General features: G+C 31.7%; 21 protein-coding genes. 7 read left to right on the forward strand and 14 right to left on the reverse strand.

The features are described 5' to 3' along the window. Nucleotides 1-20 precede the first annotated feature (20 nt). A complete protein-coding gene (locus VCM48_RS06410; RefSeq protein WP_099214039.1) occupies nucleotides 21-644 on the reverse strand; it encodes a LysE family translocator in 624 nt (207 codons plus the stop codon). A gap of 110 nt (nucleotides 645-754) precedes the next feature. Between VCM48_RS06410 and VCM48_RS06415 the strand changes: the two genes are divergently transcribed. Beyond that, complete coding sequence (locus tag VCM48_RS06415) at nucleotides 755-1,648, forward strand: LysR family transcriptional regulator (RefSeq protein WP_482272030.1); 894 nt, start codon at nucleotides 755-757, stop codon at nucleotides 1,646-1,648. 19 nt (nucleotides 1,649-1,667) lie between these two features. On the opposite strand, the gene VCM48_RS06420 is transcribed toward VCM48_RS06415, so the two are convergent. The 5 genes from VCM48_RS06420 to VCM48_RS06440 all read right to left on the reverse strand — a co-directional run bounded on the left by VCM48_RS06420 (nucleotide 1,668) and on the right by VCM48_RS06440 (nucleotide 8,294). Continuing rightward, the gene (locus VCM48_RS06420; RefSeq protein WP_482272031.1) at nucleotides 1,668-2,813 is read right to left on the reverse strand and encodes a YaiO family outer membrane beta-barrel protein; all 1,146 of its coding nucleotides are present in this window, start codon (nucleotides 2,811-2,813) and stop codon (nucleotides 1,668-1,670) included. Nucleotides 2,814-2,932: 119 nt separating this feature from the next. Continuing rightward, on the reverse strand, nucleotides 2,933-5,344 hold the full coding sequence (locus tag VCM48_RS06425; protein ID WP_482272032.1) for a sulfatase-like hydrolase/transferase: 2,412 nt from the start codon (nucleotides 5,342-5,344) through the stop codon (nucleotides 2,933-2,935). A 6-nt stretch (nucleotides 5,345-5,350) separates the two neighbouring features. Next, nucleotides 5,351-6,784 (reverse strand): glycosyltransferase family 2 protein, encoded by a 1,434-nt coding sequence (locus VCM48_RS06430; RefSeq protein ID WP_482272033.1) that lies wholly within the window; start codon nucleotides 6,782-6,784, stop codon nucleotides 5,351-5,353. A gap of 12 nt (nucleotides 6,785-6,796) precedes the next feature. Further along, entirely contained in the window at nucleotides 6,797-7,768 is a 972-nt protein-coding gene (locus VCM48_RS06435) for a HEAT repeat domain-containing protein (RefSeq protein ID WP_482272034.1), read from the reverse strand. A gap of 157 nt (nucleotides 7,769-7,925) precedes the next feature. Further along, nucleotides 7,926-8,294, reverse strand: coding sequence for a response regulator (locus VCM48_RS06440; RefSeq protein ID WP_274640381.1), 369 nt, complete (start codon nucleotides 8,292-8,294; stop codon nucleotides 7,926-7,928). Nucleotides 8,295-8,426: 132 nt separating this feature from the next. On the opposite strand from VCM48_RS06440, the gene VCM48_RS06445 reads away from it, so the two are divergent. The 3 genes from VCM48_RS06445 (at nucleotide 8,427) to VCM48_RS06455 (ending at nucleotide 11,203) form a co-directional block, all read left to right on the forward strand. Beyond that, complete coding sequence (locus VCM48_RS06445) at nucleotides 8,427-8,807, forward strand: Hpt domain-containing protein (RefSeq protein WP_274640382.1); 381 nt, start codon at nucleotides 8,427-8,429, stop codon at nucleotides 8,805-8,807. Nucleotides 8,808-8,903: 96 nt separating this feature from the next. Beyond that, entirely contained in the window at nucleotides 8,904-10,778 is a 1,875-nt protein-coding gene (locus tag VCM48_RS06450; protein WP_482272035.1) for a sensor histidine kinase, read from the forward strand. A gap of 2 nt (nucleotides 10,779-10,780) precedes the next feature. Next, nucleotides 10,781-11,203, forward strand: coding sequence for a response regulator (locus VCM48_RS06455; RefSeq protein WP_482272036.1), 423 nt, complete (start codon nucleotides 10,781-10,783; stop codon nucleotides 11,201-11,203). Nucleotides 11,204-11,260: 57 nt separating this feature from the next. On the opposite strand, the gene VCM48_RS06460 is transcribed toward VCM48_RS06455, so the two are convergent. The 3 genes from VCM48_RS06460 to VCM48_RS06470 form a co-directional block, all read right to left on the reverse strand. Then, nucleotides 11,261-11,518: a DUF6952 family protein gene (locus VCM48_RS06460; protein WP_028892839.1), complete on the reverse strand. Its 258-nt coding sequence runs from the start codon at nucleotides 11,516-11,518 to the stop codon at nucleotides 11,261-11,263. 2 nt (nucleotides 11,519-11,520) lie between these two features. Continuing rightward, nucleotides 11,521-11,829, reverse strand: coding sequence for a thioredoxin family protein (locus VCM48_RS06465; protein ID WP_099214027.1), 309 nt, complete (start codon nucleotides 11,827-11,829; stop codon nucleotides 11,521-11,523). A gap of 90 nt (nucleotides 11,830-11,919) precedes the next feature. Then, a complete protein-coding gene (locus VCM48_RS06470) occupies nucleotides 11,920-12,561 on the reverse strand; it encodes a peroxiredoxin (RefSeq protein ID WP_099214026.1) in 642 nt (213 codons plus the stop codon). A gap of 287 nt (nucleotides 12,562-12,848) precedes the next feature. On the opposite strand from VCM48_RS06470, the gene katG reads away from it, so the two are divergent. Further along, complete coding sequence (gene katG / locus VCM48_RS06475) at nucleotides 12,849-15,047, forward strand: catalase/peroxidase HPI (RefSeq protein ID WP_482272037.1); 2,199 nt, start codon at nucleotides 12,849-12,851, stop codon at nucleotides 15,045-15,047. A 67-nt stretch (nucleotides 15,048-15,114) separates the two neighbouring features. Here the strand turns inward: katG and VCM48_RS06480 are convergent, their stop codons facing one another. From VCM48_RS06480 to VCM48_RS06500, 5 genes are all read right to left on the reverse strand, one after another. Next, nucleotides 15,115-16,278 carry a sigma-54-dependent transcriptional regulator gene (locus VCM48_RS06480; protein ID WP_440122412.1) on the reverse strand — a complete coding sequence of 388 codons (1,164 nt, stop codon included), beginning with the start codon at nucleotides 16,276-16,278 and terminating at the stop codon, nucleotides 15,115-15,117. Nucleotides 16,279-16,316: 38 nt separating this feature from the next. Continuing rightward, the gene (locus tag VCM48_RS06485; RefSeq protein ID WP_482272038.1) at nucleotides 16,317-16,673 is read right to left on the reverse strand and encodes a four helix bundle protein; all 357 of its coding nucleotides are present in this window, start codon (nucleotides 16,671-16,673) and stop codon (nucleotides 16,317-16,319) included. A 27-nt stretch (nucleotides 16,674-16,700) separates the two neighbouring features. Continuing rightward, on the reverse strand, nucleotides 16,701-17,540 hold the full coding sequence (locus tag VCM48_RS06490; RefSeq protein ID WP_099214023.1) for a mechanosensitive ion channel family protein: 840 nt from the start codon (nucleotides 17,538-17,540) through the stop codon (nucleotides 16,701-16,703). 92 nt (nucleotides 17,541-17,632) lie between these two features. Beyond that, complete coding sequence (locus VCM48_RS06495; RefSeq protein ID WP_482272039.1) at nucleotides 17,633-18,955, reverse strand: ABC transporter permease; 1,323 nt, start codon at nucleotides 18,953-18,955, stop codon at nucleotides 17,633-17,635. A gap of 3 nt (nucleotides 18,956-18,958) precedes the next feature. Beyond that, on the reverse strand, nucleotides 18,959-19,888 hold the full coding sequence (locus tag VCM48_RS06500) for an ABC transporter ATP-binding protein (RefSeq protein ID WP_482272040.1): 930 nt from the start codon (nucleotides 19,886-19,888) through the stop codon (nucleotides 18,959-18,961). 190 nt (nucleotides 19,889-20,078) lie between these two features. On the opposite strand from VCM48_RS06500, the gene VCM48_RS06505 reads away from it, so the two are divergent. Beyond that, complete coding sequence (locus tag VCM48_RS06505) at nucleotides 20,079-20,540, forward strand: MarR family winged helix-turn-helix transcriptional regulator (RefSeq protein ID WP_121148237.1); 462 nt, start codon at nucleotides 20,079-20,081, stop codon at nucleotides 20,538-20,540. Nucleotides 20,541-20,557: 17 nt separating this feature from the next. Beyond that, nucleotides 20,558-22,963 (forward strand): 3-hydroxyacyl-CoA dehydrogenase/enoyl-CoA hydratase family protein, encoded by a 2,406-nt coding sequence (locus tag VCM48_RS06510; RefSeq protein WP_482272041.1) that lies wholly within the window; start codon nucleotides 20,558-20,560, stop codon nucleotides 22,961-22,963. Nucleotide 22,964 lies beyond the last annotated feature (1 nt).

A 22,964-nucleotide genomic window follows, 5' to 3' on the forward strand; every position in this document is an offset into this window, starting at 1 on the left:
ATCACTATCGGTTTTTATTTTTACATAAACGCTATCTGTAAGCCCATCAATACAAATATTGCACCTGATACTTTGTTTAGTCTAACTCCTATTTTTTCGTTCTCTTTAATTTTAGTTGAAAATGATCCTGCAAATGATGTTAAAACTAAATACCAAACAGTAGTCATCGTTGCATAAATTACTCCCAAAACAATAAAAGGAACTGGATTTTCTATTTCTGTTGGACTTATAAACTGCGGAAAAAAAGCTATAAAGAATAATGCAACTTTCGGGTTTAATATATTTGTAACAAATCCTGATGTAAAACTACTTTTTGCTGAATCTTTCTTTTGTTCTTCATTTGTATCAGCTATCAATCCTTTTTTAGACATCACTTTTGCTACTCCTAAATAAATTAAATAAGCCGCTCCTAAATACTTAATCAATGCAAAAAATATCGCTGACTTCGCTACCATAATAGACAAGCCTAATGCTCCAAACAAAGTATGCACTAAAGCCCCAGTATTTAAGCCAAAACTGGTATACACACCAGACCTTCGTCCTTGACTAATTGACTTGTTTATTAAGAAAACGGTTTCTATTCCTGGTGTTAACACAAAAAGAACAGTTGCTACTAAAAATGCGATAAAATTCTCAATTCCCATTTCTTTACTTTTTAAAAATGATTACAAAGTTTTTTTTATGCAAAGCAACTGCGGTTCTCTTTATTAAAAAATACTTATTTTTGACTGATTAATGCAAAAAACGCATTAAAATGACATTTCAACAGATTCGATATTTTTTAACGCTAGCTGAAGAGCTACATTTTTGGAAAACAGCAGAGAAAGTTTACACCTCTCAATCGTCATTGAGTAGGCAAATTCAGTCTTTAGAAGAAGAGTTAGGTGTTACTTTATTTGAGCGAGATAAAAGAAATGTAAAACTTACTGAGGCTGGTGTATTCCTTAAGAAAAAGTGGGACGTTTTATTAGACGAGTTTGATCGCACACATCAGCATGCTAAAAAAATTGATGAAGGTTCTTCTGGTCTTGTTAGTATTGCCTACCCTGGTTCTATCTCTTACAACTATTTACCTGAATTACTCAAAATATTTTCAGAAGAGAAACCTGATTTAAAAGTAGAACTTATGGAACCTACTGACATTACACTTGAAAAACTACTTTCTAGTTATCAAATAGATTTTGCTTTTAGTAGAAATGAGGTTTTAAATGCTTCTATTTTATCTGAAAGACTGTATGCTGAACCTGTTTGTCTTGTAGTTCCGAAAGATCATTGGGTAACGGAAGATTCATTTATAGATTTAAGGGATGTAAAAGATGAAAAGTTTATTCTTTCAGGTTTACATCATACAACTTATTTTTCTTCATTACTACGCAATATTTTTAACACCTATGGTTTTGAACCCCAAACTCATATTGAATCTGATTTTGGAAGCATGATTCTAAATTTAATTGGTAGAGGTTTAGGTATTTCTATTTTACCTTACTCGTATCAATTTTCTTTAAATACTAATCTTCGTTTTATCACACTACCAGAAAACACTGAACTATATATTAATTGGCGTAAAAACGACAATAGAAAAATTATTAAAAATGTGATTGAATACTCTGTTAAATTGGGTAAAAACTACAACCGAAAATTTATTTAAATTCATTGAGTCATACTTTCTACCTAAACCTTAAATCATAAGATATTCCTAAGGTGTATAGTAAAAAATATTCGCCGCGATCAAAACTTTTTTCTTCTCGTAAAATATTTACTGATGCTTTCCAAGCATGCTTTTTACTTTTAGATGTAAATGCATATTCACCAGTAATTTTTTGTGTTTTTAAATCAAAAATAACCGTTTGCTCTGTATTTACAGGAAATCTATCAATTTCCGGGGAGAATCCTGCCCCTACTGCAATGCCAAAATAGTTATCAGCGTCACTATAATATCTACGATAGGTTAGTGTAACAGATTTACTTGTACCATTATCATTAGGTGTAAAATAAGGTCTTAATGACCAGTAACTATTTCCTGTATACCAACCTACAGATCCTGTATAAATAGTTGTTGTTTCAGAAAACTTTAGCCCTCTAAAGCCTAAAGAAACTTCTAAGCTAAATGGTAATGACTTATACAATTCTGCTCCATAACGAACCTTGGGAAACAAACTAGAATTTGAAAAACCTGCACTCACATATGCATATAAACCATCTGTTATTCTTGGGTATAAGTCTACTTCATATTGTAAATTATCTGTATCAAAACGTCTTGAGTAGTTTATTTTAGCTATAATACTCCCATATTTTGTTTGTCTTGTATAATTAAGTGTGCTGTAGTGAGATGCATCTCTTTCATTTTTATTATATAAAACTGTTGAATAACTCAGTCCAACGCTATTAAAACGCAATGTATTGATTAAGCTTTCTTTGTAAGAAATTGCTTTAGAATTGTTTGCATCAATACTAATTATTTTATCTAGCGTTATTAAAGCTTCTTCTGGGTTTTGTAGTTTTTCTTCTGACTTTGCTTTTAGGTATAATAAATCTGTGTCATCTGGAAAATATGATAATGCTTTTTTCACCAAGTCATTTGCTTTATATGGCAGTGAAGTGTACAACTCGTTTTTAATTGTTGCTATCCAATCATTTTTCCTTTTTGGATCTTTTTTCAACACATATTCAAACTCTTTTCTAGCTTCTTTATAGTTTCCATCCCAAGAATAAGTACTTGCCAAAAAGGAACGTACATCTAAATAATTTGGATATTTTGTTAAAATAAATCGTAAGGTATCTTGAGCTTCCTTTCGTTGTTTATTAAAAGCCATTTTTCTCGCTTTTTCAAAAGCTACATCAGGGTCACCTTGAAATACTTTCTGTTGTGAAAAAACAGAGCACACAAACAAAGTTAACAGTATACAAAGGTGATACTTTATACTTTTTAGAATCATTCTTTTAATGCTTTTTCTAATTCTACATACTCTTTATTGTCTGGATATATTGTTAAGAGACTATCCATAATTTTTAATGCCAATTTTTTTTGTTTCAATCGTTGGTGTGCTTTTGCTAGCTTAAAACTTATGTCTGGGTTTTTGACTTCATTTGCATAAGCTTCTTTAGCTACAGCTATACTTTTACTTTCTTGACCAGACCACCAGTATAAATCTAACAAAGCAACATACGTATCATCATAAAACGGATGCCTTTCAACGGCATTTAACAAGAGTTTTTCTGCTTCTTTATATTCTCCATCCCAAGACAAGATTCTAGCCTTTAAAATTCTTGCATCCGCATGATTTGGCATATTATTTAAAATGAAATCGCATAATAGTCTCGCTCCCACTCTATCTCCATCAAAAGCCTTTGATCTTGCTATTAAAAACACCTCATCAAACGTTTTTCCTTCTGTTATTTCTCTTATACTTTTTTGTTCTTCTTGTGTAAATTGAATTTTGGATTGTTTTTTTTCATAAATAACATCTGGGTAAATTTTATCTTGTTGAGTTACATATTTATTGATTGCTTTAAACTCTTCAAAAGATTTTTTTATCTCACTAAGTATTTTTCCATCGCTAATTTTATGGGTATCGAAAGCTTCATCTATTTTATATAAATCTCCATCAGAAAGTAAATATTCTCTATCAATAAAATCTTTCAAACCTCCTTTGTAACGCATTAAGCCTATTTGATGAATATTTCTAAACCTTTTTGTAGTATCTAAACCTATTCCTACCCACGCAGTTTCTTTTAATGGTTCTAGCATATAGTTATTCGTTAAAAAGGAATAGAGACTCGGAACTACATCTAAATGAGAAGAAACAGATTTAAAGCGTTCCGCTTTTTTTAACATGGAACTATATATTAGCAACGGTACATGAAATCTACACAGTTTATCTTTTTGTTCTATCGGAATTAATCTGTGATCACCCGTAATCACAAAAATTGTATTATCAAAATCTGCTCTTTCTTTATAACTCTCCATAAAGTTTTTTAGAGAGTTGTCACTGTAAAGTAGTGTTGCATAAATATCTTTTTTATTTTCTATTTCTCTTTTAGACACCCCAAAAACTCGTGATGTATTTAATATACTGTCTACTTTCTTTTTATAGGTCTCTTTCTCTGGAAACACAAAAGGTTCGTGATTACTAAGTGTTGCTATTACATCTAATCTAGGTTGCTTTTTATTTTTTATAGTACTTAGTACTTTTTTAAACATTTCTGCATCTGGATAGCCCCAAGAAAAACCATCTACTCCACCTGTTTTTACATATGACGGTCCATATTTATTTTCGTCAACAATAAAATCAACGCTATTATATTCTAAAAAGTTAATGATTTTATCAAAGCTAGATTGGGTTCCTGTATAATACGAAGTTGTATACCCGTTTGCTTTTAATATATTAAATAGCGATAGGTGTGATGGTGTTTTGGGTATTTCTAAAAAACCTGTGTCTCCAAAAGGTAACGATCCAAGTAGTGAAGGTAGTACCCCAAAGGTTCGACCGGTGTTACTAACAAAATTCTCCCAATATAACGATTGTGTTATTAGGTTATCTAAATATGGAGTAAATCCGCTATATGAATTGCCATCTACAAACTCACTTCCTACTCCTTCCATTATAATTATAACTATATTAGGTTTTTGCAACTTTGTATTAAAAAAAGCTCCTAACACATCTTTTGCTTCTTCTGATGGTTTTAAAAGGGGATACTCTTTTATTTCTCCTGGTTGATAGCTGTATGTTTGTACTTCATCTAATTTAAATTTTAAAATATCTGTTGCTAAAAAACTTATTTTATTTTGATATTTAGCTTCATTAAACTCTAAACTAAAGAGCCTTAATAGTGCTGCCACTATTAGCAATCCTAGAGCTATTTTTAGAAAAATCTTTTCTGGTATTTTCTTTTTGAATAGGTATACAACTACTAAAAATAATAACGGAATTACTAGGAAAAGTAGATAGTTGAAAACAGAAAACGATTCTGAAGATTCAATAGTTTTATAAATATCGTCATACGAATAACCTAAAAGATCTGCTCCTAAATTTAACAAAGTGGTTGTACTGTATTTTACTAAAGAAAACTCTCCTATAACAAGAAATACTCCTAGGGCTATGGCTGTTATTTCCGCTATTTTTTTATTTCCTAGCCCTACTAAATAATATATTGGCAAAAACAACACTCCTATTGTTACAACTGTTATAAAAGCATGTAATAGCTTATACATAACAAGTTTTACAACATAAATTATTGTATGTGTTTCTTTAAAACTAACAAAAACCTCTACTACACTCAGTAACCAAAACATTACTAATAATGCTGCAAGTACTTTTAAATATATTGATAGGCTTTTTTTCATAATTTATTACTTGTTACTCAATCCTTTTCTAGTCATTTTTCCCCATTTAAGCTTTTTATTAAAATAGTAGTCTTTATTTCCTTTTAGCGCTGCATATAAGACTACTGGATGCAAAAGAAATGGTTCTATAAATGCTGACTTTATTAACTGAAAGCCTACTCCCTTTTTTTTATATTGATGAAAGCTAAATTCTTCTGAAAAAATTGCTAATAAGGTGTAAATTACTGAAGAAAAATAGGCTACCAAGAAAAATCCAAGTACGTAATTCCAGTGAACACTTCCTATAAAAAGTAAAACTGTAAAATATATAATTCCTAATACTTCAATTATAGGCGCTAGTCGCTCAAAAAGAAACCAATAAGGAAAACTTAACATTCCTAAAACTCTATATTTTGGGTTGAATCCTATTACTCTGTGTGTTTTTAATGTTTCAATTGTTCCTCTTGTCCATCTATTTCGTTGTGATATAAATGTTCTATAACTTTCTGGAGCTTCCGTCCAACATAAAGGGTCTGGAATATATGCTACTTTATATTTTTTGTTTTGCTCTTCCATGTACCTACGCATTCGAACAACAATTTCCATATCTTCTCCAACTGTTTCTGTACTATATCCGCCTACTTTAATGGCTATGTTTTTATCAAACATTCCAAACGCTCCTGAAATTACCAACAATCCATTTAATTTACTCCATGCCATTCTACCCAATAAAAAAGATCGTAAGTATTCTAGTATCTGTAATCTAACCAAAGTTACTTTTGGGTAGTTAATATCTATTAATTTCCCATTTTTTATAATACATGAGTTAGCTATTCTTATAACTCCTCCAGATGCAATTACTTTTCTATCTGTATATTCTAAAAAAGGCTTAATCATTTTTTGTAGCGAGTCTTCCATCAGCAGGCAATCTACATCAATACAAGCCACATAATCATTTTTACTAATGTTTAGCCCTACATTAAGGGCATCTGCTTTTCCTCCATTTTCTTTATCTACTACAATAAGTCTTTCAAAGGCTGGGTTTTTTGATTTAAAAACTCCTGCCCTTATTTGTTTTGTTTTGATACGTTCATTAATTAGGTATTCTACCTTCTCTAAATTGTAAGCTTTAATTAACTTTTCTAAACTATCGTCTGTACTTCCATCGTTAACTATAATTACATCATAATCTGCATAGTGAGTAGAAAGCAATGATCTTACATTTTCTACAATATTTAAACTTTCATTATAGGCTGGAGCAATTATTGAAATCCCTGGTGCTAACCTTGATGATAAGATTTCTTTGTAATTAACAAAGCTATTTTTTCGTAAATATGAAATTGTTTCTTTTCTAGAGTAAACAGCCAGTATTCCATAGGATATTAAAACCAAAAACGAGTATCCTAAAAATAAAAAGTGAATGATTAACAATATGTAATATGCAACACTTGAAGTATCCATAGTTTTCTTTTTTTACTGAGTATTTTCTAAAAAATCAATAACCTTAAAATTCCCTAGCCTACTTATTTCATTTTTAATACCTATAAATTTAGGGGAGTCTATTTGTTTTAAAATTTTTAGGGCTAAAACTTTAATTTCAAAAACGTTACTGGTAACATATTTTAAAACAAAAGGCTCTTCTTCTTTTGCTCCCATATTTTCCAACAACTTAAATACAGCTATTTGTTCTTTTACCGATAAAGTTTCATAAGTATTAATTAGCAATTCTTTTGCTTCTGTTATATACAAGTAGTTTAAAACATTTATTGTTTTAAGACGAATCTCACTATTTTTATGCTGTATTAGCTGTAGTAGTTCTTCTTTTGTTCCCCTTAAATTATAAACTCTTACTAATTCAAGAGCTAATAATACAACATAATCATTTTTAGAGTTTAACCACTTACCAGCATCGGGGGTTTCTTGAGATTTTATTCCTTGTAATGCGTCTAAAATTCCTATTCGATCCCAAACGGAAATTGATGACTTTAAGTTATCTAAAAAATCAAGTCCTTTAAAACCAAATAAATTTATAAAGTATAAATAGGCTTGTCTACGAACCTCCATTTTAGAATGATTAATACACTTCGCTACTTCATTTTGAGCTTCTAATACTTTAAACCTTCTTAAATCTCTAATTCCTATTGCTATTATATGCCATTTACTACTTTTTAGCTTAGATAAGGCTCTTGTGTCTAGCTCTAATTTTTTATACAACTGATTAATTATATCAATCATATTACCAGAAACTTCTCCTTTTAATTTTAAAAGTGTATTAACAAATGTTTTTCTGTTTATACTGGTTGTTAAACTGAGTTTTATTTGTGAGACAATCTTTTCCTGAGTACTGTTTACTTCTTTACTATCTTCACATGCATATAGGTAATCTACAATATAAATTTCATATTGCTCACTTTGATTTTTAACAAATGCTTCTTTTTTTCTCAAACGAAATCTTACCACTTTTAAAAATAGGACAAGACTTAGTAAAATAAAAAAGAAGACTGTAGCAAGTATCCAGATTATTTTGGCAATAGACGGAAGGTCTTTTAAAAAAGAATCGATAAATTGAGGGGGGACCATAAAGTTGAGGGATAAGTTTATTTTACATAAGCATTCGTTTTACCCTTATCACTAACTCATTAGGCATTAATGGTTTTACCATAAAATCATTAGCACCTAAATTAAACGCTTGCGTTACCATTTCTTCTTGACCTGAAGCCGAAAAAACAAGAATAGGGACATCCATTTTTAATACATTTCTAACATGACTTATAACTTCCAAACCAGAAAGGTAATCCATCATTATATCTGTTAAAATCAAATCAGGTTGATGAGCTTCTATGAGTTCAATTGCCTTTTTTCCATCTTCAGCAACAAACAACTCATAACCTTCCTTTTCTAATTTCAATTTAATTAATAATAAAAACACTGAGTTATCCTCAGCTATAACAATTTTCTTTTCCTTGCTCATTAAATTATTATTTACATACTTTTTTTACTAATTTTATAGAAAAATCACACTTAATACTCAAATATAACAAAAATATGCTAGTTTAACTACTTAATTATCTGTAATAAAACTGTGTTTAAAAAACTGTCCCCCATGTTAAAAAACAATTGTTTTCATAGCGAAATTGTTGATTTAGATTTTCTAAATAGGAATCTTTCTGATGATATTGACTTGTATGTTGAAATGATTTCTGTCTTCTTAACAGAAAGTAAAAAGAAAATTGCTACTTTAAAAAAAGCTAGTGATGAAGAAGATTTTACTTTAATTAAAGAAGTTGCTCATTTTTTAAAGTCTTCCTTTACCATTATGGGGCTAAAATCTAAAAATTTACTTATTGAAATTGAAGAATTAAGCTCACAATCAAAAGATATTAAACGAATAAAACTGCTTATAAATTCAGTTATAGATAATTATCACGAAAGCATTATTGAGTATGAGAGAATGCTATCTTGCTTTTCTAAAAACAATAATTAACCTACTTACAGAGTCCCTCACTACATGAAATCACAAAAACTTAAGTACATAAGTTACTTGTTCACATATTTAGTTTTATTTTTTAGTCTTTTGACTATGCTCGAGTGGTTTTTTCATAAACAACTCGTATTTACAATTAATAAAAATGGGGCTACAACTAAGTTTAATACTGCCTTATTATTTTTTCTATCTATAATAAGTTTAATTATTTGTAGAATAAAACAACGCGAATACAGAAAACCTTTCTTTATTCTAACATACACCATACTATTTATTAGTACTTTAACTCTTATAGAATATATTTTTAGGATTAACTTACATATAGACAACCTATTTGTAAAAGATACTTTTACAGCAGTTAACCCAGGAAGAATGTCTGAAGCTACAGCAGTATGTTTTATTTTCTTTTCTATTGGACTTACAGGTCTAAAATCAACCAATAGAGCTTATATAGCCACTACTCAACATGTTGCCCTTGTAACCTCTGTTGTTTCGTTAATTAGTATCCTTTATTTTATTTTAGGAATCCCTATGGAATCAAAAATTGGTTTCTTCAGAACCATGTCTATCCAAACAGCAGTATCTTTTATTTTTATTTCATTCTTATTAGTATTTAAATCGTATAACATTGGATTTAAAGAAACTATTTTAGGAAACAGCGATGGTAGCAAATCTCTTCAAAGACTACTACCTTTTATTATTCTTATTCCTTTTTTCTTGAGCTTTTTAATGTTAACCCTAATAAATGAAAATATTATTGGAGCACAGTCTGGTATCATTGTATACACTTTAGTACTTATTCTTTCTGGTTTTTTATATACTTACATTATATCTATAGGGTTAAATAAATCTGACTATCTAAGAAGGGTATTAGAAAAGAGTCTAATTCATAAAAACTCAGAATTATTACAGTTTAAAGAAGCTTTAGATAAAATAGCTATTGTTGCTATTACAGATGAAAACACATTTATTAAATATGTAAACGATAAGTTTTGTGAAATTTCTAAATATTCTAGAGAAGAAATCCTAGGGCACACAAATGAAATTGTTCGTTCAGATTACCATCCAGACTCATTTTTTACAGAAGCTTGGTTAACAGTGTCCTCAGGAAAACCATGGTTTGGAGAAGTAAAAAATAGAGCTAAAGACGGTTCGTTGTATTGGACAGAAACTGCCATTGTTCCTTTGAAGAAAAGAACTGACTATATTAGAGAGTATATGGCTATTCAATTAGATATTACAAAGCGTAAAGAAGCCGAAGAATTACTTGCTTCTAAATATGTAAAAACCTTAGAGCAAAAAAATCAAGAGTTAGAGCAATTTAGCTATATTACTTCTCATGATTTACAAGAACCTTTAAGAACTATTGCTGCTTTTTCTGACATACTTTATGAAGAATACAACAATCAATTAGACGACAATGCTAAACAACTTTTTCTTTTTATAAAAAAAGCAACTAGTAGAATGAGTAGTTTAATTAAAAACTTATTAGATTATTCTAGGTTAGGTCGTCAAAGAGAAATATCTAAAGTAAACTGTAATCTTCTGGTTAGTGATATTATAGAAGACTTAAACAGTAGCATTAAACAAAACAAAGCAACTGTAGAATATAGTGATTTACCCATTATTGACGCTTATCCAACAGAACTTAGGTTATTATTTCAGAACCTTATTAGTAATGCTATAAAATTTTCTAAAAAAGATATTCCTCCTGAAGTTTCAATTAGAGCAAAAAAGAAAGACCATGCATGGAAATTCTATGTAAAAGACAATGGTATTGGAATACCTGAGCAATTTCAAAAAAAGATTTTTTCAATCTTTCAACGCCTACATTCAGAAAATGAATATGAAGGTACCGGAATTGGTCTTGCACATTGCCATAAGATAGTAGGAATGCATGGAGGAGAAATCGGAGTTAAGTCTAAACTAGGAAAAGGTAGTACCTTTTTCTTTACAATACCAAACCAATAATTATGAAAAAACTACACACTATTTTATTAATCGATGACGATCCTGCAACCAACTTTCTTCATAAGTTAATTATAGAAAAAGAAAACTGTACTGAACATGTTGTATGTAAACAAAGTGCTGAAGAAGCTCTTGTATATTTAAAATCTAAAATTGAAGACAACTCCCCTCATCCAGAACTTATCTTTTTAGATATTAATATGCCTAAAATGAATGGGTGGGATTTCTTGGAAGAGTATAAAAAGTTTGATAAAAATCGACAAGCTAAAAAGATTGTTATTATGCTTACTACATCTTTAGATCCTAATGACAGAGAAAAAGCTAAATCTATTAATCAAATAAATGAGTTTCAATCAAAACCTTTAACTTCAGATAAACTAAAAAGTATTTTAGCTTCAAATTTTCCAACAAAATTTAATCACTCTTAAAAATAAAAAATCCCAGTTAACAGTTAACTGGGATCCTATAAAATGTCTTTCTAAAAACTATTGGTCAATTGAACCTAAAACGCGTTTCATAAAGTTATTTAACGCTTCTTTTTTAGGTGTTCCGTCTTTTATCATTTTATCAACTTCAATTGCTCCGTACATATTAGAGATCAACTCTCCTATTACGTCTAATTCTTCGTCTTTTAACGATGGAACCTCAGTTAAAGCTTCAAGAGTTTCAATAGTTTCTAGTACGTAGTCTTGATCGTTTTCTTCAATAAATGAAGTTAAGTGTTTAATTACAGGTAATTTCATAATTAAGCTACTTCGTTTACTAAATCTTTCAACACATCAAACTTGTTAGTTTGAGTTTGATTTACAAATTTACCATCAATAAAAGTAGCAAAAGTAGGTAAGTTACTTACATCTGCAAGTTTTCTACTTTCTGGAAACTTCTCTGCGTCAGCTATTACAAAAACCATATCTTCATTTTCAGAAGATAATTTTTTAAATTTAGGTTTCATAATACGACAGTTACCACACCAAGTAGCTGAAAACTGTACTACTACTTTTTTATTACCTGCAACAACCTCTGATAAATTGTCTTGACTCAATTCTTGTACCATAGTTTCTTAATATTATCAATTTCGAAAGGAGCTCGTGCTCGACCCCTTCACTTATCTCACACGAACTTGTTTCCTTTCTTAAATTATATTTTAGATTGCTGCTAAGTACTCTGCAGTAGCTTTAGCATTTGCTTGCATTGCTTCTTTACCTTCTTCCCAGTTTGCTGGACAAACCTCACCTTTTTCTTGTACGTGAGTGTAAGCATCAACTAAACGTAAATATTCGTTTACGTTACGACCTACTGGCATGTGGTTGATTCCTTCATGGAATACAGTTCCTTCTTCATCAATTAAATATGTAGCTCTATACGTTACGTTATCACCTTCAACTTGTACAGTTCCTGTAGCTTCATCGTAAGTTTCGTTAGAGATGTCTAAGATACCTAAAATAGATGACAAATTACGATTACTATCAGCTAATAATGGATAAGTAACACCTTCAATACCTCCGTTGTCTTTTGATTGGCTTAACCAAGCAAAGTGTACTTCAGGAGTATCACAAGAAGCTCCAATTACAATAGTATTTCTTTTTTCAAATTCTGGTAATGCAGCTTGAAAAGCGTGTAACTCAGTTGGACAAACGAAAGTAAAGTCTTTCGGATACCAAAATAACAACACTTTTTTCTTGTTTTTAACTGCTTCTTCTAATACATTTAATTTAAACGTATCACCCATTTCATTCATTGCATCTACGTTTAAACTTGGGAATTTTTTTCCTACTGCTGTAGCCATTTTATAATTTTTTATTGATTAATAATTTTTTACGAGCACAAATGTATTTCGTTTCTTATCATTAAAAGAGTGAATCTAAAAATATTTTTTTATTACATTATAAGAATTATCAATACTTTCTAATTAACAAAATCAATAAAGCAAATACCATTTTAAAAGCCAACAACTTACAGAACAAAAAAAACACACAATAAAAATATATTATACCAAAATAAAAAATATAGATAAAAATTATCCATGGTTTTATTGTAAATTTGAACGTATTCTAACCTGAAAAAAATATAAATATGAAAGATTTACACTCACACTCTTCTAGTAAAAATGGAAAGTGTCCTTTTTCTCAAGGCGCTAATACTGAAATACATGACAACGTTATGGAGTGGTGGCCTAAATCATTGAATTTAGACATCCTACATCAACATGACACTAAAACCAATCCTTTAGGAGAAAGTTTTAATTATGCTGAAGAATTTAAAAAATTAGATTTAGAAGCTGTTAAAAACGACCTAAAAGACTTAATGACTGATAGCCAAGATTGGTGGCCTGCCGACTGGGGACATTATGGTGGTTTAATGATTCGTATGGCATGGCATGCTGCAGGTACTTATAGAGTTGCAGACGGTAGAGGTGGTAGTAATACAGGAAACCAACGTTTCGCTCCATTAAATAGCTGGCCAGATAATGGTAACTTAGACAAAGCTAGACGACTATTATGGCCTATCAAGAAAAAATACGGAAACAAACTATCTTGGGCAGACCTTATTATTTTAGCAGGTAATATGGCTTATGAGTCTATGGGATTCAAAACATTTGGTTTTGCAGGAGGACGCGAAGATATTTGGCACCCTGAAAAAGATATTTATTGGGGTACTGAAAAAGAATGGTTGGCTCCTACCAAAAATAGATACGGAAGTGACAATGACCGTGAGTCACTTGAAAACCCTCTTGCTGCCGTTCAAATGGGATTAATTTATGTAAACCCTGAAGGTGTAGACGGAAAACCTGATCCGTTAAGAACTGCACAAGATGTTAGAGAGACTTTTAAGCGAATGGCAATGAACGATGAAGAAACTGTTGCTTTAACTGCTGGTGGACATACCGTAGGAAAGGCTCACGGTAACGGTGATGCTGATGCTTTAGGTCAAAGTCCTGAAGGAGCAGAAATTCACAACCAAGGTTTTGGTTGGATGAATCCTAAAGGAAGTGGAAATGCTGAACATACAGTAACTAGTGGTTTAGAAGGTGCATGGACAACAACACCTGATAGATGGAATAACACATACTTCCATTTATTACTGAATCATGAATGGGAATCAAAAAAGAGTCCTGCAGGAGCATGGCAATGGGAGCCTGTTAGTATGGATGAAACTGACAAGCCTGTAGATGCTCACAACCCGAACATCAAAAGAAACCCTATCATGACTGATGCGGATATGGCGATGAAAATGGATCCTGAATACAGAAAAATATCTGAAAAATTCTATAAAGACCCTGAGTATTTTGCTGATACATTTGCTCGTGCTTGGTTTAAATTAACACATCGTGATTTAGGACCTAATACACGTTATTTAGGTGCTGATGCTCCAGCAGAAACACTTATCTGGCAAGATCCTGTTCCTACTGTTGACTATACTTTAAATGACAGTGAAATTGAAGAATTGAAAGAAAAACTATTAAATAGTGGACTTTCTCGTACTGAACTTATAAATACTGCTTGGGATAGTGCTAGAACTTATAGAGAATCTGACTTTAGAGGTGGTGCTAATGGAGCTCGTATTCGTTTAGCTCCTCAAAAAGACTGGGAAGGAAACGAACCAACAAGATTAAAGAAGGTACTAGATAAGCTTACTGAGATTCAATCAGGACTAAGTAAAAAAGTAAGTATTGCTGACTTAATTGTGTTAGGAGGTAGTGCTGCTATTGAAAAAGCTGCTCAAGAAGGTGGTGTCAACATTAAAGTTCCTTTTACTCCTGGAAGAGGTGATGCAACCACTGAAATGACAGATGCTGAATCTTTTGATGTTTTAGAGCCTTTACATGACGGATACAGAAACTGGCAAAAGAAAGATTATGTAGTAAAACCTGAAGAGTTATTATTAGATAGAACACAGCTTATGGGTTTAACCGCTCCTGAAATGACTGTTTTAGTTGGAGGAATGCGTGTACTAGGAACCAACCATGGAGGTACCAAACATGGTGTATTTACAGATAATGAAGGTATATTGAGTAATGACTTCTTTGTAAACCTTACTGATATGAAATACTCATGGAAGCCTGCTGGTGAAAACTTATACAATATTGTTGACCGTAAAACTGGAAGTACTAAATGGACGGCTACAAGAGCTGATTTAATATTTGGCTCAAATTCAATTTTACGTTCGTATGCTGAAGTATATGCACAAGATGATAACAAAGAAAAATTTGTAAAAGATTTTGTAGCCGCTTGGACTAAAGTAATGAATGCTGACAGGTATGATTTAGCATAATTTAAAAACTAAATCATAAAAAAAGAAGAGCAAAATGCTCTTCTTTTTTATTTATTACCTAGTAATGTTATTTACTCGCAAATAGTTTCACGTCATTTTTAGAAACTTCTTTTTCTCCTAAAATAAGTAATCGCTCAACTACATTTCGTAACTCACGAATATTCCCTGTCCAATCATATTCTTGTAATAACTTAATAGCATCTTCTGAGAAGCCTTTCTTTGACATTCCTTGTTCTTCAGAAATTTTCTTCGCGAAGAAATCTACTAATAACGGAATATCTTCTCTTCTATCGTTTAAAGCAGGGACTTTAATTAAAATCACTGCTAAACGGTGATATAAATCTTCACGGAAACGTCCTTCTTCAATCTCCTTCTTTAAATCTTTATTTGTTGCAGCAACTACACGTACATTTACTTTTATATCTTTATCAGACCCTACTCTTTGAATACGGTTTTCTTGTAATGCTCGTAATACTTTTGCTTGTGCCGACAAACTCATATCTCCTATTTCATCTAAGAAAATAGTTCCTCCATTTGCTGCTTCAAACTTCCCTGCTCTATCTTTATTAGCCCCTGTAAAACTTCCTTTTACATGTCCAAAAAGCTCACTTTCTATTAACTCAGAAGGAATAGCTGCACAATTCACCTCAACCATTGAAGCCTTAGATCGTTCAGATTTTTCGTGTAACCAATGCGCTACTAATTCTTTTCCTGTTCCATTTGGGCCAGTAATTAAAACTCTAGCATCTGTAGCAGATACTTTTTCAATAATATCTTTAATATGAGTAATGGCATCACTTTCTCCAATCATTTCATAATTCTTACTCACTTTCTTTTTCAAACGCTTATTTTCTACTACCAACTCCTTTTTATCTAAAGCGTTTCTTACTGTGTTAAGTAAACGATTTAAATCTGGCGGTTTAGAAATATAATCAAAGGCTCCTAAACGCATAGTATTTACTGCCGTATCTAAATCACCATGACCAGAAATCATTACCATTGGTATTTCTGGTTTTAATTTTCTGGCTTTTTCCAATACCTCAACACCATCCATTTTAGGCATCTTAATATCACATAAAACTAAATCATAATCAGTTTTCTTTATCATTTCAATTCCTTGTAAACCATCTTCAGCTTCTTCTACTTCATAGGAATCATTCTCTTCAGAAATAATTTTTTTTAATACCCTGCGAATTGCAGCTTCATCTTCTATTATTAATATTTTACTCATATTTTAGACTTTTAGATGTAAGACCAAAAGAAAAAAGACTAGTTTAATGAATTCTTAAATCCCGAAATCATTTTTTGAAGTTCTTCTATTTCGTCTTCTAAACCTATTAACGTTACTTTATTGATGTATTCTTTATAATAAGAAAGAACTATTTGTGTTTGCAATTCAAAAAGCGAGCCAAGTGCAATTTCTAAAAACCTTTTAAACTCTTTATTTGAACTTCTACTTGACCCTTCTGCAATATTCGACGGGATAGAAATTACTGATCTATTTATCTGAGATGTTAAAGAATATACTTCTTCTTTTGGAAACTCTTTTGTAATCTTAAAAACCTTATCACAAAGCTTCATTGAATAAACCCAAATTTTGGGTTTTTTAAAATTATGCTTTCCCACCGTCTTAATTCTTTTTTCTTTTCGTCTTTACTCTTTAATAATATGTATATCTCTTTGAGGAAATGGGATACTAATATTGTGTTCTCTAAACAGTTCGTCTATTCTAAATCGTATGTCACTTTTAGGTATAGCTGCTTGAAAACTATCGTTTAATGTAAAAATCAATTTAAAGTCCAATGAGCTATCTCCAAAATTTTCAAAAAGCACTAAAGGAGCAGGATGTTGATACACTTTTGAATGTTCACTAGCCGCTTGCATTAACAACTTTTTTACCAAAGCTACATCACTTCCGTATGCCACTCCTACTGTAACACTTTCTCTTGTTGTAGTACCATTTTGCGTCCAGTTATATAAACTGTTTGATAAATATTTATGATTAGGTATTACCAATACTTTGTTATCAATAGTAACAGCTCTAGTGGTTCTTAGTTTTATTTCCTCTACTCTACCAACTTTGTCATCTAACTCTATAATATCACCAACATGAACACTTTTATCAAGAATAATGAAAATTCCAGAAATTATGTCTTGAAAAAAGGTCTGTAATGCTAAACCAATACCAATTAATAAAGCTGAAGACGCTACTAAAATTGCACTCAAATTAACTCCTGCTGAACTTAAAGCTATTGAAAAGACAACTACATAAGCTAACCAGCTGGTAAAAGAGAAAATAGTATCAAACTTATTCTTGTCCTCTTGTTCCAGTTTACTTTTAGCTAGTTTTTTTAAGTACTTCAGTAAAATTTTCACAAGAATTAAACCTAGTATCAAGAACAAAACTGTCTTTATTGTGATATCTATTTCTTTACCCCCTAGAGGAATTCTAAGGTTTAGAAAATCGGTAACTTCTTTTATTAATTCTTTCATCTACTAGTTCTTATTGTTTTTATTCATCAGATTCGTTTCACTATTAAACTCTTTAAAATAAAATTTATTAAGTCAATTTCATAAAGATTTAATTATCCATTATAACGAATCCACTTCCATAAGTCTTTATACGTTGGCTTTTTACCATACATTAAAATACCCACGCGATAAATTTTAGCAGCAATCCATACAATAACCATAAAAGTAAGAATTAATAGTAACATAGAGATTGCTATTTCCCACCAAGCTACTCCAAATGGAATTCTCATTAACATAACGATTGGCGACGTAAATGGTATATATGAGAATATTACTGATACTGGTCCGTGAGGATCATTAATTACCGTTGCAAAACCTACATATACTGCTAAAATTAGCGGTAACATAATAGGCATCATAAATTGTTGCGTATCCGTTTCGTTATCTACTGCTGCACCTACAGCCGCAAACAACGAACTATAGAGCATATACCCTCCTAAGAAATAGAAAATAAATAAGAAGAACATTTTTACTAAAGGCAACCTAAAAATTTCTTGCACAATCATTTCACCTTTATTGGTTGCTGTTTGCTGAATAGCTTCCATTTGTTCTGGTGATACTTTTGCCGACTGCATTTCCATCATATCAACTCCAAAGAAAGAAGATGCTACTAGGCTAAACACTAAAAACAAAATTCCCCAAATAAAGAATTGTAACAATCCAGCTGATGCATTTCCAATAATCTTTCCTAACATTAATTGGAAAGGTTTTACTGAAGAAACAATTACCTCAATAATTCTACTTGTTTTTTCTTCAATTACGCTACGCATTACCGATGTACCATAAATCATTACAAACATCATTAACAAATATCCTGCAATAGCTCCCATACCAATTTTTAACCCGTTGATTAACTTTGATGATTTCTCACCAGAGAAGTTCAACATTTTTATTTCTGATGAAATTTTAGACTCTTCAATGTGTGCAATATCAATTCCGAAGCTTGTTAGTTTTTTATGACGCAACTCCTTATCAATTTTATCTTCTAAACTTTCCATGATAGACATACTTGGTGAATCTTTTGAGAAAAACTCAATCGATTTTGCCAACACTTCTAAACTATCTTGTTTTGGTATATATAAAGCCCCGTAATAATCACCTTCTTCAACTTTCTTTTTAGAATCTTCTATTCCTAAAGAAGTAAAATCCTCGTACTTTACTGTTTTTGAATCTTTAAAAACATCTTTAGAGAACATTCCAGACTCATCAACATATACTATCTTCTTAACCTTTTCATCGTTCTTCTTCATTAAGAAAAATACTAAAGCCCCCATACCAATCATTAACAGTGGACTTAAAAAAGTCATAACGATAAACGACTTATTTCTAACCTTAGCAATAAACTCGCGTTCTATAATTAATCGTAATCTTTTCATTGCTTAACTGTTTTTATGGATTGCTTGAATAAAAATATCATTAGCACTTGGCACTAACTCTACAAAATGCTGTACTTGACCTTGGTTGGTTAAATACGATAGTAAATCGTTTGGAGAGCTTCCGTTAGTAAGTTTTACATTTAACTTTAACCCTTCATTTAACAATTTAAAATCTGCTGGTAAAACCTCAAAGTTTTCTTTTAGCTTTTGCTCCACTTCTTTTGAATTAGAAGTAGCTAATCCAACCTGAAAAGTATTTGTTCTAAACTCCTTTTTAATATCTTCTAACTTACCATCTAAAATTTTATTCGACTTGTTAATCAACGCTATATAATCACACATTTCCTCAACAGACTCCATTCTATGGGTAGAAAAAATAATGGTAGCTCCTTCATCTCTCAACTTTAAAATTTCCTTTGCTATTAATTGCGCATTAATAGGATCGAAACCAGAAAAAGGCTCATCAAAAATTAATAATTTAGGCTGATGCAGTACCGTTACTATAAACTGTACCTTCTGCGCCATTCCTTTAGATAACTCTTCAATCTTTTTATTCCACCAAGCACCAATATCAAATTTATCAAACCAATATTTTAATCGTTTTTTTGCTTCCGATTTACTCAACCCTTTTAATTGAGCAAGGTATAATGCCTGCTCTCCTACCTTCATACTCTTATACAACCCTCTTTCTTCTGGTAAGTAACCTATATGCTCTATATGGTTTGGAGCTAACTTTTCTCCATCTAATATAATTTCACCTGCATCAGGCATTGTAATTTGATTGATAATTCTAATAAGCGAGGTTTTTCCTGCGCCATTAGGACCTAACAAACCAAAAACACTTCCTTTAGGTATGTGCATTGACACATTATTTAACGCAGTATAATCGCCATAACGCTTTACCACATTGTTAATTTCTAATAAATTGTTCATAGATTTTATAGTTGATTAATTACCGCTTATTGAAAAACAGCAGTGACAAACTTACATATTTTTATACTCAATTAGTATACGGTTCTCTCCAAACGTTACAAGATTAATTTTTTGTTAATTTTATTATGCATGCATAACTTTTTTGCAAAATACTATGCATGCATAATAAAATTTTATATATTTGGCATCCATGGACAAGGATAAATCAATAGATCACCAATTAAGAGCCACGTGGCAAGCCGTTGCAAAAATGTACAACGAGCAAGCTGCAAAGCACGATAGCACAATGGCCACGGCTTTTGCTTTGTTGAATATCGATTCTGAAAACGGTACCCCTTCAACTGCATTGGGTCCGTTAATGGGAATGGAACCTACAAGTCTTTCTCGTTTATTAAAAACTATGGAAGATAAGGGAGTTATATGTCGCGAGAAAAATCCAAATGATGGTAGAAGCGTTATTTTAAAACTTACCGAATACGGTAAAGAAATGCGCGAAGTTTCAAAAGGACACGTATACCAATTCAATAATAAGGTAAGAGAACATATTACTGAAGAAGAGCTAGATAGCTTTTTTAAAGTAACAACAACAATAAACAAACTAATTACAGATAAGTTAATATACGAAGACGATATTGACAATAAAGCTGTATAAAACAAACCAACAAACAAATGGCAAGAAGAATTAAAAAAGTAGCAATTATCGGTTCTGGTATCATGGGATCAGGTATTGCATGTCATTTTGCTAACATTGGCGTTGAAGTATTGCTTTTGGACATCGTTCCAAGAGAGCTTAACGACAAAGAAAAGGCAAAAGGATTAACCTTAGAAGACAAAGTAGTTCGTAACCGTTTGGTAAATGATGCTTTGACTGCTTCGTTAAAATCGAAACCATCACCTATCTACAATAAAAAATTTGCAGATAGAATTACTACTGGAAACCTTGAAGACGATTTACACAAAGTAAAAGATGTAGATTGGATTATGGAAGTAGTTGTTGAACGCTTAGACATTAAACAAAGTGTTTTTGAACAAGTTGAAAAATACCGTACACCTGGTACAATTATTTCTACCAACACTTCGGGTATTCCTATTAAGTTTATGAACGAAGGACGTAGTGAAGATTTTCGTAAGCACTTTGCGGTAACTCACTTTTTTAACCCTCCTCGTTATTTAAAATTATTTGAAGTTGTTCCAGGACCAGACTGTAAACAAGAAGTTACTGACTTCTTAATGGATTATGGTTCTAAATTCTTAGGAAAAACTTCAGTACTAGCAAAAGATACACCAGCATTTATTGGTAACCGTATTGGTATCTTCGGAATCCAATCTTTATTTCACCAAGTAAAAGAATTAGGATTAACAGTTGAAGAAGTTGATAAATTAACTGGTCCTGTTATTGGACGACCAAAATCAGCTACTTTCCGTACTGTTGATGTTGTTGGATTAGATACTTTAGTACACGTTGCTAACGGAATCTACGAAAACTGCCCTAACGACGAAGCTCACGATTTATTTAAGTTACCAGATTTCATCAACACAATGATGGAAAATAAGTGGTTAGGTAACAAAACCAAGCAAGGTTTTTACAAAAAAACAACCAATGCTGAAGGAAAGCGTGAAATTTTAGCATTAGATTTAGATACGATGGAATACCGTCCGTCTAAAAAAGCAAAATTCGCTACGTTAGAATTAACAAAAACAATCGATAAGCCAATTGACCGATTCAAAGTATTAGTTGGCGGAAAAGATAAAGCGGGAGAATTTTACCGTAAGAACTTCGCAGCAATGTTTGTGTACGTTCAAAATAGAATTCCAGAAATTTCTGACGAATTATATAGAATTGACGATGCCATGAAAGCAGGTTTCGGATGGGAAAATGGTCCTTTCGAAATTTGGGATGCGGTAGGAGTTGAAAAAGGTATCGAATTAATGAAAGCTGAAGGAAAAGAACCAGCTGCTTGGGTAACAGAAATGTTAGCTAAAGGAGAGAAATCTTTCTATACAGTTAAAGACGGTGCAACATATTACTACGATGTACCTGCAAAAGCACAAGTTAAAAAACCAGGACAAGATTCATTTATCATCTTAGATAACATTCGTAAAACTACTGAGGTATTCAAAAACTCTGGAGTTGTTATTGAAGATTTAGGAGACGGTATCTTAAACTGTGAATTCCAGTCTAAAATGAACACTATTGGTGGTGATGTTTTAGCAGGATTAAATAAAGCAGTTGATTTAGCTGAAAAAGACTTCCAAGGATTAGTTATTGGTAACCAAGCTGCAAACTTCTCAGTAGGTGCCAACATTGGAATGATTTTTATGATGGCTGTTGAGCAAGAGTATGATGAATTAAACATGGCTATCAAGTATTTCCAAGATACAATGATGCGTATGCGTTACTCTGCAATTCCAACTATTGCTGCTCCTCACGGAATGGCGTTAGGTGGTGGATGTGAGTTATCATTACACGCTGATAAAGTAGTTGCTGCTGCTGAAACCTACATCGGATTAGTAGAGTTTGGAGTTGGAGTAATTCCTGGTGGTGGTGGATCTAAAGAAATGGCTTTAAGAGCTCAGGACCTATTCCACACTGGCGATGTTCAATTAAACGTATTACAAGAGCACTTCTTAACTATTGGTATGGCAAAAGTTGCTACTTCAGCTTATGAAGCATACGACTTAAACTTACTACAAAAAGGAAAAGACGTTGTGGTTGTAAACAAAGACCGCCAGATAGCAGAAGCTAAAAAACACGCTGTGTTGTTAGCAGAAGCAGGTTATACACAACCAGCAAAACGTAAAGATGTTTTAGTATTAGGTAAGCAAGCCTTAGGTATGTTCTTAGTAGGAACAGATTCTATGGAAGCATCTAAATATATTTCTGAACACGATCAGAAAATTGCAAACAAACTAGCCTATGTAATGGCTGGAGGAGATTTATCAGAACCAACAAAAGTTACTGAGCAGTATTTATTAGACCTTGAACGTGAAGCTTTCTTAAGTTTAACTACAGAACGTAAAACGTTAGAGCGTATTCAGCATATGTTAAAAACTGGTAAACCACTTCGCAACTAGT

The sequence above is a fragment of the Tenacibaculum sp. DPLXC6 genome (genome assembly GCF_056815515.1).

Excerpts from the sequence above, each read along its gene's own strand:
- VCM48_RS06410 (WP_099214039.1), bottom strand. The coding sequence starts at position 644 with ATGGGAATTGAGAATTTTATCGCATTTTTAGTAGCAACTGTTCTTTTT.
- VCM48_RS06415 (WP_482272030.1), top strand. The coding sequence starts at position 755 with ATGACATTTCAACAGATTCGATATTTTTTAACGCTAGCTGAAGAGCTA.
- VCM48_RS06420 (WP_482272031.1), bottom strand. The coding sequence starts at position 2,813 with ATGGCTTTTAATAAACAACGAAAGGAAGCTCAAGATACCTTACGATTT.
- VCM48_RS06425 (WP_482272032.1), bottom strand. The coding sequence starts at position 5,344 with ATGAAAAAAAGCCTATCAATATATTTAAAAGTACTTGCAGCATTATTA.
- VCM48_RS06430 (WP_482272033.1), bottom strand. The coding sequence starts at position 6,784 with ATGGATACTTCAAGTGTTGCATATTACATATTGTTAATCATTCACTTT.
- VCM48_RS06440 (WP_274640381.1), bottom strand. The coding sequence starts at position 8,294 with ATGAGCAAGGAAAAGAAAATTGTTATAGCTGAGGATAACTCAGTGTTT.
- VCM48_RS06445 (WP_274640382.1), top strand. The coding sequence starts at position 8,427 with ATGTTAAAAAACAATTGTTTTCATAGCGAAATTGTTGATTTAGATTTT.
- VCM48_RS06450 (WP_482272035.1), top strand. The coding sequence starts at position 8,904 with ATGCTCGAGTGGTTTTTTCATAAACAACTCGTATTTACAATTAATAAA.
- VCM48_RS06455 (WP_482272036.1), top strand. The coding sequence starts at position 10,781 with ATGAAAAAACTACACACTATTTTATTAATCGATGACGATCCTGCAACC.
- VCM48_RS06460 (WP_028892839.1), bottom strand. The coding sequence starts at position 11,518 with ATGAAATTACCTGTAATTAAACACTTAACTTCATTTATTGAAGAAAAC.
- VCM48_RS06465 (WP_099214027.1), bottom strand. The coding sequence starts at position 11,829 with ATGGTACAAGAATTGAGTCAAGACAATTTATCAGAGGTTGTTGCAGGT.
- VCM48_RS06470 (WP_099214026.1), bottom strand. The coding sequence starts at position 12,561 with ATGGCTACAGCAGTAGGAAAAAAATTCCCAAGTTTAAACGTAGATGCA.
- katG (WP_482272037.1), top strand. The coding sequence starts at position 12,849 with ATGAAAGATTTACACTCACACTCTTCTAGTAAAAATGGAAAGTGTCCT.
- VCM48_RS06480 (WP_440122412.1), bottom strand. The coding sequence starts at position 16,278 with ATGAGTAAAATATTAATAATAGAAGATGAAGCTGCAATTCGCAGGGTA.
- VCM48_RS06490 (WP_099214023.1), bottom strand. The coding sequence starts at position 17,540 with ATGAAAGAATTAATAAAAGAAGTTACCGATTTTCTAAACCTTAGAATT.
- VCM48_RS06495 (WP_482272039.1), bottom strand. The coding sequence starts at position 18,955 with ATGAAAAGATTACGATTAATTATAGAACGCGAGTTTATTGCTAAGGTT.
- VCM48_RS06500 (WP_482272040.1), bottom strand. The coding sequence starts at position 19,888 with ATGAACAATTTATTAGAAATTAACAATGTGGTAAAGCGTTATGGCGAT.
- VCM48_RS06505 (WP_121148237.1), top strand. The coding sequence starts at position 20,079 with ATGGACAAGGATAAATCAATAGATCACCAATTAAGAGCCACGTGGCAA.
- VCM48_RS06510 (WP_482272041.1), top strand. The coding sequence starts at position 20,558 with ATGGCAAGAAGAATTAAAAAAGTAGCAATTATCGGTTCTGGTATCATG.